The organism is Candidatus Hydrogenedentota bacterium, assembly GCA_019637335.1.
Classification (GTDB): Bacteria; Hydrogenedentota; Hydrogenedentia; order Hydrogenedentales; family JAEUWI01; genus JAEUWI01.
This window is the reverse complement of the sequence record JAHBVV010000007.1, coordinates 82701-98748: the sequence shown is the minus strand read 5'-3', so window position 1 is coordinate 98748 and position 16048 is coordinate 82701. Positions and strand designations below refer to the sequence as shown.

Below are 16048 nucleotides of genomic sequence, written 5' to 3'. Positions count from 1 at the left end.
GCTCCCGTTGCCGCAGACACGAATGTCCGCGATCCTGCCATTCACGCCCGCTTTGACCGAGATTCGCCTCCAAGCCGGTGGGTGCTTCATTTCGCTGAAGTGCTACTTTCCTTCAAAATCACCCTCAGTCTCTGACGAATACCAACAAAACTACAAGGGTGCCACGGTCAAGCCCCACAGGGCTTGCCCGTGTGGAGACGTGGGAATTGTTGCATGACTTCGTCAGCGTAATCCCGCCCGGTTCAGCCGCGCAGCGGCGGCATACCGTCGTAGTCCGCCGCGGCGGAACCCTGGGTTACCAGCCGCCAACATTTGAGCCCCAGCGGGGCGGCATAAAAGGCATTGGGACCCAACCCATCCCGGAGTGGGGGAGAGGCGCTCCTCAGATCGCGTTCGGCGGCGCCAGCCGCGAAGCCGGCGGGGGTACCGGCGGCGAAGGCGCAAAGGCCTCCCCCTGAAGCACCTCGATTTTCAGCCCAAATTCACCGCCAAGCCTGTCCAGCGCGCCCTCCATCGCTGCCCGAAGCGTCTCCGGGTGCGCTTCCGCCCGGAGATTCACCACCAGCGCTCCCCGCGCAAGCGGTGCGTCCAGCCGAAGCGCCACTTCCGGGCCGGTCGCGTTACGTGTGGCGTGTATCGCGCCCTCCGCGCCGCGCTCCGCAACCAGCCGCGCCTTAAAGTGGCCGATCTCGCCCCCCGCGCGGCAAAGCGCCCCTTGCAACTCCTCCGCAAACCGCCGCAAAAAAGCGTCTCCGTCCCACGCCCGCGCCGCGGAAAGCCGCACCCGCGCGTTCAGCCAGCCCAGCGCCGTCTCCGCCTCCGTGTAGCGCGCATAATCGACCTCGGCCGGACGCCGCCCCGCCCGCTCCGCCGGCGCGTCCAGCCACGCCGCGAACGCCTCAAATCCAGCCCCCGTACGCGCGGAAATCGGCAGATAGCCCGCCCCCGGAAAGTTTCGCTCCACCAGTTCGATGACCCGCGCCAGACGATCCGGGTCGATCCCATCCGTCTTGTTGATCGCGATCAGATCCGCCTCGTTCTGCTGCATCTTGTACAAATACGTCACCTTGCGCGACAGCCCCATCGGCCCCGCCGCGTCCAGGGACTCCAGCAGACGCTCCGGATCGGCCAGCACCGCATACGGCGCCACGGAAAAGCGTCCCGCATACACCTGTTGCAACGGGCGAATAACCGCGTTCACCAGGTCCGTGCAGCTCCCCACCGGCTCCGCCAGAATCACATCCGGCTCCACCCCATCCGCGAGGCGTCCCGACGCCTCCAGCAGGCGATCAAAATGGCAGCAGAAACAGCCCTCCGGAATCTCCTCCGTCGCATAGCCCGCCGCGCGAAACGCCATCGTGTCCACCAGGCCCTCCGCCTGGTCATTCGTAATGATCCCAACACGAAGCCCCCGCGCTGCATACATTCCCGCCAGGCGCAGCAGCGCCGTCGTCTTCCCTGATCCCAGGAATCCGCCCACCATGACAAAACGTATCTGCTTACGGCTCATCACCCGTCCGCTCCCGCGCCCGATAGTTGCGCCAGCCACCCAATGCCAAAACACAAGCGGTTCGACCAACAGCAAGTCAGGCGGCCCCGCTCGAAAATCCGAGCAAGCCCAGCCCAGGCGCACTCACTCAGGGCGCGGTCCGCGGATTCTCCACGTAATAGAAGAATCCGTCCTCCGCGCCGATCAGCAGATCCGAGATGCCGTCCCCGTTCCAGTCCACCGTCGCGGGGGAGGTCGTGTGGCCCGCCAGGAGATGCGGATCGACGAGCCCTTCATTCTTGAATCGGTATTCGCCCGGCGCTTCCGCGATATTCCGAAGAAAGTCCATGTTCTTACTGTTCAGCAGCAGGTCGATTTTCCCGTCCCCGTCCCAGTCCGTCAGCACGAACTTCCGGCGTCCGCTGCCGCCCGCGTCCCGTTCGTTCAGGCGCAGGGTTTCGCCGTTTTCATCCTGGAAGATGCGCTTCGGCGGCAGCAGCGTAAGGTTCTCGCCGTCCCTGGCGCGCTCGTAAAAGGCGAGGTAGCCCTCCGTGTCGAGCATCACCAGGTCGTTCAGCCCGTCGCCATTCAGATCGATGACTTGCGGCGTCGTGCGCCACTGCGTCACCAGCGCGTTGCCCTCGGGATCCCACCAGTTCCACGCGGGCTTCGGCGCCGGACCCTCCCACGCCACCGTCACCGGCTGGGCGGGCGCCAATTCGGGCTTGCCGGGCGCGCCGATGTTCTTGAACCACTCCACCTTGCCCCAGATCGAATTGATCACGATGTCGTGCAGCCCATCGTGATCCCAATCGGCCACATTCAACACCGTGTAGCCCCATTTCGCCTCCGCCGGCCCCTGGATCGATCCGTTCGGGCCCGCCTGGATACGGATCGTCTCGCCGCCCGCCTTCAAATACACCGGCCGCGCCCACGTCGGCGTCGCGCCGCCGCCCAGGTTCTCCACAAAGCTGATATAGCCCGCCGTGTCGCCCACGATCAGGTCCTCGTCGCCGTCCCCGTCCCAATCCACGCCCACCGGCGTCGAAAGCGCGCCCACCTTGAGCCACTGGCCCTCCTGCTGAAAATAGCGCGGCGGCGCAAACTCCGGGAGACCATCGTTCAAGCGGCCCGTCCCAAGCAGCATCACCACACGGCCATCCTCCTCGCCCACGATAATGTCCACATGGCCGTCGCGGTTCCAGTCGAACGCCACCACCTGAAGCATCTGCAAATCGAGGTGCAGCGTTTCGCCATCGATCTCCAGGAAGCGCCCCGCCGCGTACACGGGTTCCGTGCGCGTGCCGGTGTTCTCAAAATAGCTGATACGATCGAGAAATTCCCCCGCGATGATATCCAGATCGCCGTCGTTGTCCACATCCACGAAATTGGGGGAGGGGCACCCGAACACATCCAGCGGCGCGCCGCCCGCCCGTACCTGCATCGCCTCGGCGTAGGCCGGCGCCGCGTTCGTTCCCGTGTTGCGCATCACGTAGATATGGCCCCGGATTGGGCCATTCGTCCACTCGCCCTGCGCGTTATACGCATCGTCCCAGCCATATTCGGTCCAGTCGCCCGCCCCCACGACAAGATCGCGCACGCCGTCGCCGTCGTAGTCCACAAACTTCCACTGGTTCGCGCGCGTCGCACGAAACGTCGGCTCATAGGGAATCGCCACCGGGTTTTCCAGAAACGTGTTCTGGAAATCCGGATACACCTTGCCCGGCTCCGTCACGAAATACTCGTCGCCATCATATGAGATCATCACATTCCGGTTCGCCGGAGAAAGGCGCACCGCCGGCTTGAAGATCGGCCAATCCACATTGCCCGAAACATTCTCGAAAAAATAAATGCCGTTGTAGGGCTTGTCCACCGTGTAACACAGCAGGTCGTAGTCCCCGTCCCCGTCCCAGTCGATCGGCATCGGCGTCGCCCAAAGCCCCACCCCCAGATCCGACACCAGGCCCGGATGGTTGTACGGAACCCGGATCATCCGGGAGCCTTCCGAAATTTCCAGGGCCGGCAGCGTCACGGCGAATACCATCACGGCAAGTAGCAGGGGGAGTCGCATGCGAAAGTCCTTTCATGGCCCCAGGCGGCGCGCGGCGCCATCCACACCGGAAGCGCGGCCCCAACATGGCGGCGTCAACAAACACAATCGCTATTCTACGGGATGCGCGCGCCCGAGTCCACGCGCCCGCACAGTATGATCGCCTGTCAATCGCCGAAAGACGCAAAGGATCGCGGACATTCCTGTCTGCGGCAACGGGAGCCCACCTCCAAAAAGTTCCCCTGCCCCCCCACCAAAACCACCTCAAAAAGAAAGTGGCACAGCCGTCCCGGCTGTGTTCAGCGCCGAAAGGCGCAAAGGATCGCGGACATTCCTGTCTGCGGCAACGGGAGCCCACCTCCAAGAAGTTCCCCTGCCCCCCCCACCAAAACCATCTCAAAAAGAAAGTGGCACAGCCGTCCCGGCTGTGTTCAGCGCCGAAAGGCGCAAATGTAGGATAGCCGTCCCGGCTGTCCATCGCGCCGAAGGCGCGAGGATCGCGGACATGTCCGCGGCAAAGCAAGCCCGCGTCTCCCACATCACCCCACACCACAACAAAAGCCTGGCCCAATGGGACCGCGGGTCGAAGATGCGCCGTGGTGGACGGCCCGCCCGCAACGCGCCGAAGGCGCAAAGGATTGCGGACATCCCAGTCCGCAGTGCGGCCGACCGTAACCCCACCTACGGGACCAGGTTTTTGACAAACCCCGAAATATCAGTTAGAATGAATGTGCGCTCAATTTTGAATTACTCTTCAATTCGGGTGTACATCATGGCCCACAACAAACGTCTCCACGATATCCTCGACGCCGCCGAACAGCTCTTCCAGTCGCGCGGCTTCGCACAAACCACCATGGAAGCCGTCGCGAGGGAGTCCGGCGTGTCCGTCGGAACCCTCTACAACACCTTCCAGGGAAAGGAAGATCTCTACGCCCAGGTCGCGGAACGGATCGGCGAGGCGGTGCTGGAGCGGCTTACGTCGTTCGTCAAGGCCGCAAGCCCCGAGGAGGCTGTGCTCGACGTGATCCGCCTCCGGCTCTACAACCACAACAAGGACCGGCTCTTCTTCCAGCCGTTCTCGTTCCCGAGTTACCTCGGGATCGAGCCCAGCCCGGAGCAGCTCGGCCCGCGCGTCAACAAGCTGCACAAGCGCTACGTCGATTTCGTGGAGCACTGTTTCGATCGCTACCGAAAGGCCCATGGGCGCCGCGACACGTCCGCGGTGAAAATGGCCGTCTACCTCGACGGTCTCGTAACCTCGTTCATGGGCTACTGGAGCGGGAGCATCCAGGCGGATTCCATCGCCAAGGCCGCTCGTGAAATGCGGGATATGCTCTTTCGGCTCATGGAGGGAGCTTCGCCGGATCGCCGGGACGCCGTCCCCGGCATAGCGGAGTACCGCGCCACCTGCGTGAACCAGTATGACCTGGATCGCCTCAAGGAGCTCATCGCGGTAGTCCGCGTTTTCGGCCGAAAGGAATGGCAGGACAGCGCCGACGCCCTGGATCGCGAATTGACCGAAGCCCGCGTGATTTCGCCGCGCGAAGTGCCCGCCGATGTCGTCACGATGAATTCGCGCGCGCGCATCCGCGACCGGAAAAGCGGCGCCGAGCAAATCGCGGTGCTGGTCTTTCCGCGCGAGATGCATACGCACCCCGTGAATGTGTGCGTGCTCGACCCGCTCGGCCTCGCGCTCTTCGGCCGCCGCATCGGAGATGTGTTTGAGGTGCGCGGGAAACGCGGCGAGGCGGTCTACCGCCTGGAAGAAATTCTCTACCAGCCCGAGGCCGCGGGCGACTGGCATATCTGAAGGCGGCCCCCAACCCGAAAACAAGGAAATTACGACATGACCAAGACCATTTGGACCACGCCCAAAGATCGCGACCGCTTGCGCGAGTTCCTCGAAAACCCGATCACACAGCCCGACGAACGCGAACGCCCCCACCTGCGCGAGCTGGCGGGCGAACTCGAACGCGCCGAGGTGTTCGAGGATGCCGGCGAAGTGCCCCCCGATCTCATCACGATGCGATCGCGGGTGCGCCTCGCGAATCTGAGCACGGGCTCGGAGTTGGAATGCACCCTGGTCTATCCCGAGGAGAGCGACGCCTCCCGCGCCCGCATTTCCGTGCTCGCGCCCCTGGGAACCGCCATGCTCGGCTTGCGCGCCGGCGATACCTTCGAGGTGCGGCTGCCGCGCGGCGAAACGCAATTTCGCGTCGAGGAGATCCTGTACCAGCCCGAGGCCGCGGGCGATTTCCACCTGTAGGCGCGCCCGACAATCCCGCCACTGAGCGCCCGCCTCAGCCCGGGCCGCGCCGGACCGGGCGGCGGCCCAGGCCCGCGCGGGCGGGCGGGCTGAGCCGCTCCATGATCGCGGCGGCGTGGCGCACCGCCAGCCCGATGACCTCGCAAATTTGGTCGATGTCGGCTTCCTCGGCGGCCGCGCCCGCCGGCAGGCACAGCACGCGCTCCGCCAGGCGCTCCGTGGCCTGCAACCGCAGCCACGCCTCCGCGTTGGCCCGGCGGTAGGGCTCGATGCGGTGGCCCCCGGGATAGTACGCTCGCCCGGCCAGCACGTTCTCCGCGCGGAGCACCGCCATCAGCGCGTCGCGGCTCAGCCCGGCCGCCGCCTGATCCACCTCGACCACCGCGTGCTGCCAGGTCCGCTGCTCCCGCGCTTCATCATGAAGCACCAGGATCCCGGGTACGTCTGTCAGCCGCAGGTCATACGCCGCGACCCGGCGCCCGTTCACTTCAATGAAATGCTGCACCCGCTCAAAGCACCCCAGGCCCACCGCCGCGCACGCGGCCGTCATGCGGCCATCCAGCCCCAGGCAGACCGCCGCGCCGTCTTCGTCCAGCCCGAGATTCTGCAAGATCCGGAGCCGCCGCGCCAGGCCCGCGTCGCCGGTGGTTATCGCCGCGCCGTCACCGGCGTACAGCACGCTCGCGGAATCGAAGGAAAACACCTCCGCGTCGCCGTGGCCCCCGAGCAGGCGCCCGCCGCACGCCACCCCAAACGCGTGCCGCGCATCGAAGATCAGCCGGAGCCCGTGTTTTCGCGCCAGCGCCTCCAGCGCGCCCACATTGCAAGGCTCGCCCCACAAATGCGCCGCGATGATCCCCGTGGTCCGGGGCGTAATCAGCGCGCGCGCCTTCCGCGGGTCCAGCGTGCGCGTGCGCGGATCAATATCACAAAAAACCGGCGTAATCCCGTGCCGCCACAGCGCGTGCGTCGCCGCCGGCGACATGAAGGCCGGCAGGATCACCTCGCCGCTGAGATCGAGCGCCTGGATCGTGATCTCCATCGCCACGCCCGCATTGCACGCCGCCACGCAATGCGGCGCGCCCACCGCGTCCGCAATGCGCGCCTCGAACTCCGCAATCAGCCCCGCGCCCTCCGGATCGGCCCCGTCCAGCAGCTCGCCCAGGCGCGCCAGCACCTGCTCCCGCCGGCCCACGTGGGGCCGGTGAAGGGGAACGGGCGCGCCGAAGCGCGGCGGGGCCCCGAAAAGCGCCAGCGGCGGCGCGCCGGATGTACTGCTCCGTGACGTCACAAGCGTGTTTTCACCTTCCATTCGGGCCCGGTTCTCGCCCGCGCCGCCCACTATACTACGCCGCGCGTTTCCCGGGCCACGCGCCGCCGGTTGACAGCCCGCCCGCCAATTCCCCACAATGGCCGCGCAGTATATCGGGACGCAGTCTATCGGGACGCACTTCACCCTCACGCGGGGCTTTTCACCATGTTGGCTCGGGTACAATCCGCCGCCGTTCTCGGCATCGACGCCTTTCCGGTCGCCATCGAAGTCGACCACTCCGGCGGGCAGACCAACGGCACGCGCATCGTCGGGCTGCCGGACGCCGCCGTCAAGGAAAGCGACGACCGGGTTCGAAGCGCCCTGCGCAACTCCGGTTTCCGCTACCCCCGCGGCTGGAACGTCGTCAACCTGGCCCCCGCCGGGATGCGCAAAGAAGGCAGCGCGCTCGATCTCCCCATCGCCCTCGGCCTGCTCGCGGCCAACAGCCAGATCAACGGGGAACCCCTCCGCGAATACGCCTTTGTCGGCGAACTCGCCTTGGATGGCTCCCTCCGCCCGGTGGCCGGCGCCCTCGCCATGGCCATCTGCGCCCGCGACCAGGGCCTCCGCGGCATCATGCTGCCCGCCATGAACGCCGACGAGGCCGGCGTCGTGCAGGATTGTGAGGTCATCCCCGTCAAATCACTGGAGCAGGCCGCGGCCTTCCTCGCCGGCGACGAGGAAATCCCACCGCACCGCACGCCCGTGGACGATCTCTTCCAGACCGCACACCTCCGCGTGCCCGATCTCAGCGAAGTTAAGGGCCAGGGCCATGTGAAGCGCGCGCTCACCGTCGCCGCGGCCGGCGCACACAATATCCTCATGGTCGGCCCGCCGGGAACCGGAAAAACCATGCTCGCGTCGCGCATCCCCGGCATTCTCCCGCCCATGAGCTTCGAGGAGTCCCTCGAAACCACCCGCGTCTACAGCGTGTGCCCCGTGGAAACGCGAAAAGAATCGCTCATCGTCACGCGCCCATTTCGCAGCCCGCACCACACCTCCACCACCGTCTCCATCGCCGGCGGCGGCCAGCACGCGCACCCGGGCGAAGTGAGTCTCGCCCACAACGGCGTCCTTTTTCTCGACGAGCTCCCCGAGTTCAACCGCGCCGCCCTCGAAGTCCTCCGCCAGCCCCTGGAGGAGGGCCTAGTCCACATCCGCCGCGCAAACTACTCCGTGACCTACCCCAGCCGCTTCATGCTCGTCGTTGCGATGAATCCCTGAAGTTGCGGGGACTATTTGCCACCAATTCGGAAGCGACAGGAACATAAGCGAGGTGAATTTCGATATCGTCTTGGCCGACAACGATTTGGTCGGTGATGTGTTCGACGATACGGCGGCGATCATCGGCGTCCAGACGGGGCCAGCGGTCGTAAAGGTCCTTGGCTTCGTAGAGCACATCGTCAGCGGATAGCAGGTTCACTTTGAGGTAATCGACTTCGGCCTGGAGCCGGGGGATTTCGTCTTCGAGTTGATTGAGCCGTTCCTGGAGCGGGTTGTAGCGCTTGCCAAATCCCTGGGTCGGAATCTCGCCTTGGCGGTGGAGATTGAACAAGGTGTCCATGTCGGTTTCGACTTGGACTTTCTCGCGTTCGAGATTCTTGACCAGTTGTTCCCGGTCGGCAATCTCACGGTTGGCGTCGGCCAGGAGTTCAGTGATGTCGGTTGATGAATGGAAGAAGCCCTTGAGTTCCTCGAAGTAGACGCCTTCGAGATCGGCAATCGGAATCTTGTTGCGGCACTTCTGGCAGACGTACTTGGGGGTGTTGGACGGCACGTACATCTTCTGGCCGCAGTGGCAGACGGCGATGCCCGCAAACAGGTGGACGGGCTTCTTGCCTGGGCGCTTGGCGTTCTGCTTGCGCCGGTCTTCGAGGATGAGGTTGCATTGATCCCAGAGGTCTTCCGAAACGATGGCTTCGACCTCGGTCAAGACCCACTCGCTTTCGGGTTTGGGAACCCAGTGCTTCTTGTCGCCGGTGCTCTTGGTGTAGTTGGCCCGGCGGATGCCCTTGGCGGTGGGGTCCTTGAGCAGGCGGTCAACGGTGGTGTCCGACCACAACCCCCCGCTGCGGGTCCGGTAGCCTGATTCGTTCAACAGCCGGGCGACGGTTTTCTTGCGCCGGTGCTGCAGGAACAGTTCAAACATCTGCTTGCGGACCGGCGCTTCATTCGGATTGACCACGAGTTTGCCGTCCTGCCAGTCGTAGCCGTAGGGGGCCTGACCGCCCAAGGGCTTGCCGAGCTTGGCGCGTACGGGTACGGACGCCGCCACGCGCTCGGCAATCTCGGCGCGTTCCCACTCGGCCATGGCCGCGACGATGGTGAAAAACAGGCGTCCGGCGGCTGTGGAGGTGTCGATGGCCTCCTGAAGCGAGATCAGGTCAGCGCCGTGGGCGTGGAAGATGTCGGCAAAGTCCAGGAGGTCGCGGGTGTTTCGGGCGAGCCGGGCGAGTTTGGAAAAGATGAGCGCGGTGACATGACCGCGCTGGATGTCGGCAAGCATCCGCCGGGTCTCGGGGTGATCCTTGACCGCCTTGCCGCTGACACCGTCCAGCCGGTAGACCTCAACCACCTGCCAGCCTTTGGCTTCGGCGTAATAACGACCACGCTGCTCGTGGTGCTGGGGACTCTCGCCTCTGGCTTGGTCTTCGGTCGAGACACGCACCCAGATGCCGACGCGCTTGGTCATTTTCCCGTTATCAGTCGTACTCCTCATCGCTTGTTTATCCTTAATCGCTCCGCACCGATCATACACCTTTTGTACCGCATGGCTGTAGTAAGACGTGAGGGCCGCGTCCCGGATTCGCAAATGTTCACATTGATGACGCTGCTTTGGCATTGGGCCGGTACGCTTGACTTCTGGACAGCTAAATCCTTCTGTGCTAGGGTGATAGATGCTCCTTTTTGTCGCTCTTTGGATTTCTCCTCGTCTCAATGAGACAGGTTTTCTGCGCGGTGCAAGTGAAGCGCTCAGGAAACTCGCCTCATTGGGAGGTTGAGGCCATGTCCGAGGCTCTCGGACGCCGCCTATGGGGAGAAGGTTTATGGAGATCCCTTCGAGCTTTCACGATTTTACATTCTGGGATTGGTTCTTCTTTGTCCTTTGCTCCACGATGGGGCTCATCTACGTGATAGGAAAAGGGTGGGATGTTATTCAAGATTTCAGACAGAAGGACCCTAGTGGTAACGAAGAAACCCAGGAACATGATCGGACTCCAGAGGATAGCAAGCAATAGGCTATCCTTTTTTACTTTGCGAAAGGGCACCACGACATGAACTATAGGCCTCGCGAACGAAGCAATTTCTGGATAGTACAAGCGACAACCATACTTCGGCTCGCGCTTCTTCTACCAGTCACTCTGATGATCCTATCCGGAAACGATTTCTCATGGCTCGTACTTACGTGCCTTGTGCTTGCGACTCTTCTCGATTTCTTTGACGGAAAACTGGCCAGGAGGCTCGGTCAGTGCACCGCCTTTGGTCAGTTCCTGGATCAGTTTGCGGACAGAACTTTCTATTTGGCCTGTGGTACCCTACTCATTTTTCACACGGTTCGAACCGGCCAAATGGGTTACGGACAATGGTTGACCATTCTCATCGTGTTCTTTCTAGCCAGAGATCATCTGGCTTCTTCTCTTCAAATCATGAAAACCAAACTGCCAACGGCATATGAGACCCATGACCATATCATTAATAAGGTGAGCAGGAGACGGACGCTCGTCTGCTTCCCGATGATCTGGGTCACCTATTGCTCAGTCAGCGTACCGGCATCTGCAAACGCCACCTTGCCGATCTTTGCCCACACACTGGAAGTCGCGGCGCTGATCGTGACGCTTGCTTCAATCATTCACTACCTGTGGTGCTACCGACGTGTCATCGCTAAAGCGGCAAGAACGGAGTCCGCCTGATCTGTGCTGGATTCGTCAATTGGGCCATTGTCCGGGTTCGTTACCGCATATCGGCAGTCGTCACCGCTGCGGCGATAGCCACTCCGACCTGCGGGTCGAGTTTCACGTCGGCGATGACACCAAGCTTCGTGAGCACTTCAAGACGCTCAAGGATGGAATCGTTGGCAGCCCCAAGCGTCAGGCACGTGAACCCGGCATCTGCAATCCTGGGACCATCGATCCAACCCTTGTCTTGGTACTTTACCGTCACGCTGTAGATTCGAATCGCCGTCCACCGGCCGTCCTGCTCGACTTCGGTGACGGTCGAGAGTTCGTAGTCGCCGATCCGCCTCGAATTGAACGCGATGTTGACGCCGTTGAGGTCCCGCCAGGCAATCCAGGCGGTCGCGGTTGCCTTGGCTTCGACCTTCGTGCCCTGCTCGTTGGCGACGACGGTCGCGAGCGGATTGGGGTCCGGGTAGATCGGGTAAGAGTCAGAGCATTCGCCGGGCTTGGGATTCGGGTTACCCTTGCCGCACCGGATTTTTGATTCACGGTGTGAGTCGAGTAACGAGGCGGTGCCCCAACCCAGGAGTTCGACTTCCTCCGGACTCTTCGTCTCGGCCGTAGCCACGGCGCTCTGGATTTCCTCGATGAACCGTTCGTTTGGGATCGTGACAGGATCTTCGGCGACGGCCGTCATCCATGATACAAAGATTATTGCCACCTTGGACAAGCCTTTCATAGTGTTCTTCCCTGTGCTATCGACTTTGCCTGTACCCTACGCGCAAAGGGGGGTTCCCTATCGACCAATTTACGCAACATCCCACAAAGGAATGCCAAACGGCCGAGCGGCTTGATCGGACATCGTAAATCCGGATCAGCGGGAGGTAGTTTCCGTTTCGTCGTTGACCTTTAGCACATATATGTCTGAATCCTCCGCAGACGAAGTGGCATACCCCCCGAAGATATATCCTCCATCGGGCGAAACCGCAACACCGTACACCCCATCCTTCAACGGAGATACGGAAGTACGGGACCACACTTCATTTCCGACTGAGTCCAACTTGAGGAAATACGCGTTCACAGTGAGGGTGTCTGTATCCTCCGCCTCGCCGGCCAGCACGTAACCGCCGTCAGACGTTGTGGCCACAGCGTAAACCCAGTCGTTCTGTAGACCATTGAATCGCCGCGCCCATTGTTGGGTGCCCGCCGCGTCTATCTTGAGCACGTAGGCGTCCCACGAAGACCCGTAAGGAGGCAATGACTTTGTTCGCCCGGCCAGCACGTAACCCGAATCAGACGCCAGAGTCACGCTCCACGCAGTGTCGTAATGGCCATATCCGTAAGTCTGCGACCATTCGAGTTGGCCCATGGCGTTCAGCCGGACGACATACACATCGGTATAGGAAGTATCGAACAGCGTCGTAGAGCCCACTGCCAGACAGCCCCCATCTGGTGTTGCGACCACGTCCAGGAATTCCTTCGAACCACCACCGTAAGTCCTCGACCACTGCTCATCTCCCGCCGCGTCGACCTTAACGATGTATGCAGCTTGTTCACCATAGATCGGACCCTCAGGCCTGATAGTCCCTGCCAGGACGCAGCCGCCATCCGGTGTTGCGGAGATACCATAGGCGATCTCCTGCCCGGTCCCTCCAAAAGTTCGCCACCACACCTGATTCCCCATCGCGTCGATTTTCAAAAGTGACATATCCCCGAAACCCGTGCAGAACGACTCTGTGTATCCTGCAATCAGATAACCTCCGTCAGGGGTTGTAGCCAAGTCCTGAGCATCGTCGTAGCCCGCTCCACCATACGTGCGTGACCACAGCTTGCTGCCGAATTCGTCCAGCTTTACGACGTAGACATCGTGGGAACCAGCACCGTGCGGATCGGTTGTATACCCAGCGACCACGCAAGCACCATCGGGTGTGCCTACAACGCTACGTCCCTCCTCCTGCGCGGCCCCGCCATAGGTGCGCCACCATTCAAAGATGTCGCTGGTTCCACCTTGGCTCATACCGTCCCAATCTTCACTGTCCCCTTCAGTCTCTGGCGGGTAAACCTTTACGATAAAGACATCCCAACCCGCTTCCGCAGAGTGTGTCGAGCCAGCTAGGATACAGGCACCATCGGATGTGGCGGCGATGCCGTTTGCCACCCGAAAGTCTTCGCCGCGATAACTCGCCCACCACAGTTCCTCTCCTTCGGCGTCCACCATATCCAGAGTCATGGCGGTGCCAGCCAAGCCATATCGGACGCCGGGCATTTCGACTATGGCACGAAGACCGGCGTTTGGATACGTTCGCGACCACTCACCATTGCCCACGGCGTCAACTTTGGCCAAATAGCCCATGCTTTCCGACGAATACCAACCCTGATTCGCCCAGGTGCCGGCAAACAGGTACCCTCCGTCCGGTGCAACCATGATGCTGCGGCCCTCGTCCAAACCACTGCCGCCGTAGGTACGTGTCCATTCCACAGTGCCCGTTGCACTTAGCTTGAGCAAATAGATGTCGATTCGCTTCAAAGTGGATAGATAGCCTTCCCCAATGATCGCATAGCCTCCGTCCGGTGCGAGAGTCACGCCCCAGGCCTCGTCATAAAGGTCTCCGCCGTGCGTGTGCGACCACTGTTCGTTGCCCATCCCATCCACCTTGACGACGTACATGTCTCTGCGACCCAAGGCATTTCTGCCTTTGTACCCGGCCAAAACATACCCTCCATCGGGGGTTACAACCACACTGTTGGCCTCTTCGTCATCGTAAGGACTGCCGTAGGTGCGGGTCCACTGCACGTCGCCGAGACTATTCAACTTGACCAGATATATATCCAGGCCACCGGCTCCAAATGATTCCGTGTATCCGGCCAGCACATATCCTCCGTCTGGAGTCACCGCTATCGCATGGGCCTCATCGCTGAAGTCACCACCGTAAGTCCTCGACCACTGCTGGTTACCCGCGCTATCAAGCTTTATCAAATACATGTCACTAAAGCTGAAGCCACTCACATACGTGAAACCGGCGACCACGCAACCACCATCTGGCGTCACCGCCACGCCATAGGCTTCATCGGTGCCAGTGCCTCCGAAAACTCTCTGCCACGCCGGACTGCCTTCCTCCACGCTCGACGCCGGGGAAACGTTTGCGACGACCGTCGCTGTAGCGCCGCTGGGTTCGGCAGTTGCCGATATCTCGACGCTTCCCACCGATATTCCCGTAACCAGTCCGGTGGCGCTCACCTCCACCACGCCTAGGTTCTGCGCCCACCAATAGACATCCGTGTCTGTGGCACTGTTACTCGTCGCGCCCACTTGAACGGTCTTCCCAACTTCGACCGCGACCGGACTCGGGAATATCGTCACTACGGTCAAGCTTTGCGTGACAGTCACGCTAGCCGTGCCACTAACCCCGCTGCCTTGGCCGGTGGCCGTGATCTCAACGCTGCCTTCGGCCACGCCGGTGACCAGTCCGGTCGCGTTTACCGCCGCAATCGCCGGATTTGACGAAGACCAACCGAAGCCGTAGTCGGAAGCATCGGTACTGGTGGCCGTGAGTTGCACCACTTGTCCCACCTCAATCGAAGCAGGATCGGGAGTCACAGTCACTGTTATTGGCGGCAACACCGTCACGACGGCGGTCGCCTGCGCCCCGGAACCCTGTCCTGTCGCGGTGATCCAGGCCGCGCCGTCGGCTAGTCCCGTTACCAGACCACTGGCACTCACTACCGCGACGGCCGGGTCCGATGACTCCCAGTCGAAACCGGTATCGGCCGCGCTGGTGCTTGCCGCCGTAAGCTGCACGGTCTGTCCGACCTCAATCGTCGTGGGATTGGGATGGACGGTTACCGTTGTCGAAATCACTGGCGGGCACCCGAGTATGACCAGACACAAGGTCAGCGCCATTGGGTATTTGATTGCGGATGTGACCATGATGGCAGTCTCCCTTCGCTACCGCTCCTTCTGCTTTGCAGACTTTTTGTTCACGCTTGAAGCGCACGTTGTTAGCCAATTCAGCGTCCGTCGGCTTCGGTAAGCGCATCCCGGAGCGCCTGGATTTGCTGATCCCTGGTAAGCGTGCCCGAAGACTGTTTGGGCATTACGAGAACGACCGCATCGCCGGTGTCGTACCAGAAATCGTTGGGCGTCGTTGTCATCCGAAGTTCGTTCTGTATGAGGGCGCGCCGGTCCGCTGCCGTGTTGGCCGAGTCAGAACCTGAAGGCATGATCGGCTCCTGGCCTTCCGGTACGGTGGCCGAAGCCATGCTTGCGGCCGGAGCGTTCCGAACGGCGATGGCGCGGCTGCCGCGACTGTCCATGAAAGTCATCCAGGCAGCGCCTTCGTGCGTCCGTGAGGCCCTCGTAGTCACGCTGTTCTTGGTCGTCAAGAACGACCAGACGCCGTTCAGGTCGCCAAGTTCCTCGCAGATCAGCCGCTGATTGTCCTTGAGGTACAGCAGTGTTCCCACTTGATCCGGGGTCGGCAGCTGCCAAGCCGGGCCGCCATCGGCGGGCAGACTGGCAATCCAGTCCTTCGCCTGATCGAGCGTTGTTTTTTGGGCGGGTCCGACTCGCCACTGCAAACCTGTGTGCGTGTCGGTAACCAGGCCATTACTGAAACTCATGAACCGGGCGGTGATGTCGCCCAGGGCTCTGGTCTCGCCTGCGGGTGCAGCCGTGAAATACGGCTGCGGCTTGGGGACATACACCCATTCGGCGTTCTTGTCCTGCTGGTCCTCATGGCCCAGCCCGAGAATATATGGCGACTTGGGGTACAAACCCGTGACGCGAAATGTGCCGTCCGCGTTGGTATCCACGCGCAACTCGTCGTAGCCTTTGATGCGTTCGGTTTGGACGGCTACGACGGTGACACCGGACATGGGTCGGCCCTGTCCGTCAAGGACCCTGCCTTCGACGCTCGATGTTGAATCGGCGGCGAACGCCGATAGGTTGGCGAAAAGAAGACATGCCACAAGATATACTTTGAACATAGCCTACCCTCCTAATCGGCCAATAGTCCGACTTTCGATAATTGCAAAA

11 protein-coding genes are annotated in these 16048 nt (G+C 61.9%); 4 read left to right on the top strand and 7 right to left on the bottom strand.

What is annotated here, in order from left to right:
- Positions 1-382: 382 nt before the first annotated feature.
- Positions 383-1510 (bottom strand): cobalamin biosynthesis protein P47K, encoded by a 1128-nt coding sequence (locus tag KF886_10355; GenBank protein MBX3177753.1) that lies wholly within the window; start codon positions 1508-1510, stop codon positions 383-385.
- Between the two features lie 127 nt (positions 1511-1637).
- On the bottom strand, positions 1638-3533 hold the full coding sequence (locus tag KF886_10350) for a VCBS repeat-containing protein (protein MBX3177752.1): 1896 nt from the start codon (positions 3531-3533) through the stop codon (positions 1638-1640).
- A 778-nt stretch (positions 3534-4311) separates the two neighbouring features.
- Here KF886_10350 and KF886_10345 point away from each other — a divergent pair.
- On the top strand, positions 4312-5349 hold the full coding sequence (locus KF886_10345) for a TetR family transcriptional regulator (GenBank protein ID MBX3177751.1): 1038 nt from the start codon (positions 4312-4314) through the stop codon (positions 5347-5349).
- A 36-nt stretch (positions 5350-5385) separates the two neighbouring features.
- Positions 5386-5805 (top strand): nucleoside diphosphate kinase regulator, encoded by a 420-nt coding sequence (rnk, locus tag KF886_10340; GenBank protein MBX3177750.1) that lies wholly within the window; start codon positions 5386-5388, stop codon positions 5803-5805.
- Between the two features lie 34 nt (positions 5806-5839).
- Here rnk and KF886_10335 read toward each other — a convergent pair whose 3' ends face one another.
- Entirely contained in the window at positions 5840-7117 is a 1278-nt protein-coding gene (locus KF886_10335; protein MBX3177749.1) for a DegT/DnrJ/EryC1/StrS family aminotransferase, read from the bottom strand.
- 165 nt (positions 7118-7282) lie between these two features.
- Here KF886_10335 and KF886_10330 point away from each other — a divergent pair, with 165 nt between their 5' ends.
- Positions 7283-8341 carry a YifB family Mg chelatase-like AAA ATPase gene (locus KF886_10330; protein MBX3177748.1) on the top strand — a complete coding sequence of 353 codons (1059 nt, stop codon included), beginning with the start codon at positions 7283-7285 and terminating at the stop codon, positions 8339-8341.
- Here KF886_10330 and KF886_10325 read toward each other — a convergent pair.
- Positions 8313-9809 carry a recombinase family protein gene (locus KF886_10325; GenBank protein ID MBX3177747.1) on the bottom strand — a complete coding sequence of 499 codons (1497 nt, stop codon included), beginning with the start codon at positions 9807-9809 and terminating at the stop codon, positions 8313-8315. The two genes, KF886_10330 and KF886_10325, sit on opposite strands and share 29 nt — an antisense overlap.
- A gap of 583 nt (positions 9810-10392) precedes the next feature.
- Here KF886_10325 and KF886_10320 point away from each other — a divergent pair.
- On the top strand, positions 10393-11028 hold the full coding sequence (locus KF886_10320) for a CDP-alcohol phosphatidyltransferase family protein (protein MBX3177746.1): 636 nt from the start codon (positions 10393-10395) through the stop codon (positions 11026-11028).
- 40 nt (positions 11029-11068) lie between these two features.
- Here the strand turns inward: KF886_10320 and KF886_10315 are convergent, their stop codons facing one another.
- From KF886_10315 to KF886_10305, 3 genes are all read right to left on the bottom strand, one after another.
- The gene (locus tag KF886_10315; GenBank protein ID MBX3177745.1) at positions 11069-11752 is read right to left on the bottom strand and encodes a hypothetical protein; all 684 of its coding nucleotides are present in this window, start codon (positions 11750-11752) and stop codon (positions 11069-11071) included.
- A gap of 135 nt (positions 11753-11887) precedes the next feature.
- A complete protein-coding gene (locus KF886_10310) occupies positions 11888-14941 on the bottom strand; it encodes an Ig-like domain-containing protein (protein MBX3177744.1) in 3054 nt (1017 codons plus the stop codon).
- Between the two features lie 80 nt (positions 14942-15021).
- Positions 15022-15999: a carboxypeptidase regulatory-like domain-containing protein gene (locus tag KF886_10305; protein MBX3177743.1), complete on the bottom strand. Its 978-nt coding sequence runs from the start codon at positions 15997-15999 to the stop codon at positions 15022-15024.
- Between the last annotated feature and the right edge of the window lie 49 nt (positions 16000-16048).

What these genes read in the sequence shown, in the direction of transcription:
- rnk (MBX3177750.1), top strand. Translation starts at nt 5,386, where the DNA reads ATGACCAAGACCATTTGGACCACGCCCAAAGATCGCGACCGCTTGCGC.
- KF886_10325 (MBX3177747.1), bottom strand. Translation starts at nt 9,809, where the DNA reads ATGACCAAGCGCGTCGGCATCTGGGTGCGTGTCTCGACCGAAGACCAA.
- KF886_10315 (MBX3177745.1), bottom strand. Translation starts at nt 11,752, where the DNA reads ATGAAAGGCTTGTCCAAGGTGGCAATAATCTTTGTATCATGGATGACG.
- KF886_10350 (MBX3177752.1), bottom strand. Translation starts at nt 3,533, where the DNA reads ATGGTATTCGCCGTGACGCTGCCGGCCCTGGAAATTTCGGAAGGCTCC.
- KF886_10335 (MBX3177749.1), bottom strand. Translation starts at nt 7,117, where the DNA reads ATGGAAGGTGAAAACACGCTTGTGACGTCACGGAGCAGTACATCCGGC.
- KF886_10330 (MBX3177748.1), top strand. Translation starts at nt 7,283, where the DNA reads ATGTTGGCTCGGGTACAATCCGCCGCCGTTCTCGGCATCGACGCCTTT.
- KF886_10355 (MBX3177753.1), bottom strand. Translation starts at nt 1,510, where the DNA reads ATGAGCCGTAAGCAGATACGTTTTGTCATGGTGGGCGGATTCCTGGGA.
- KF886_10305 (MBX3177743.1), bottom strand. Translation starts at nt 15,999, where the DNA reads ATGTTCAAAGTATATCTTGTGGCATGTCTTCTTTTCGCCAACCTATCG.
- KF886_10320 (MBX3177746.1), top strand. Translation starts at nt 10,393, where the DNA reads ATGAACTATAGGCCTCGCGAACGAAGCAATTTCTGGATAGTACAAGCG.
- KF886_10310 (MBX3177744.1), bottom strand. Translation starts at nt 14,941, where the DNA reads ATGGTCACATCCGCAATCAAATACCCAATGGCGCTGACCTTGTGTCTG.
- KF886_10345 (MBX3177751.1), top strand. Translation starts at nt 4,312, where the DNA reads ATGGCCCACAACAAACGTCTCCACGATATCCTCGACGCCGCCGAACAG.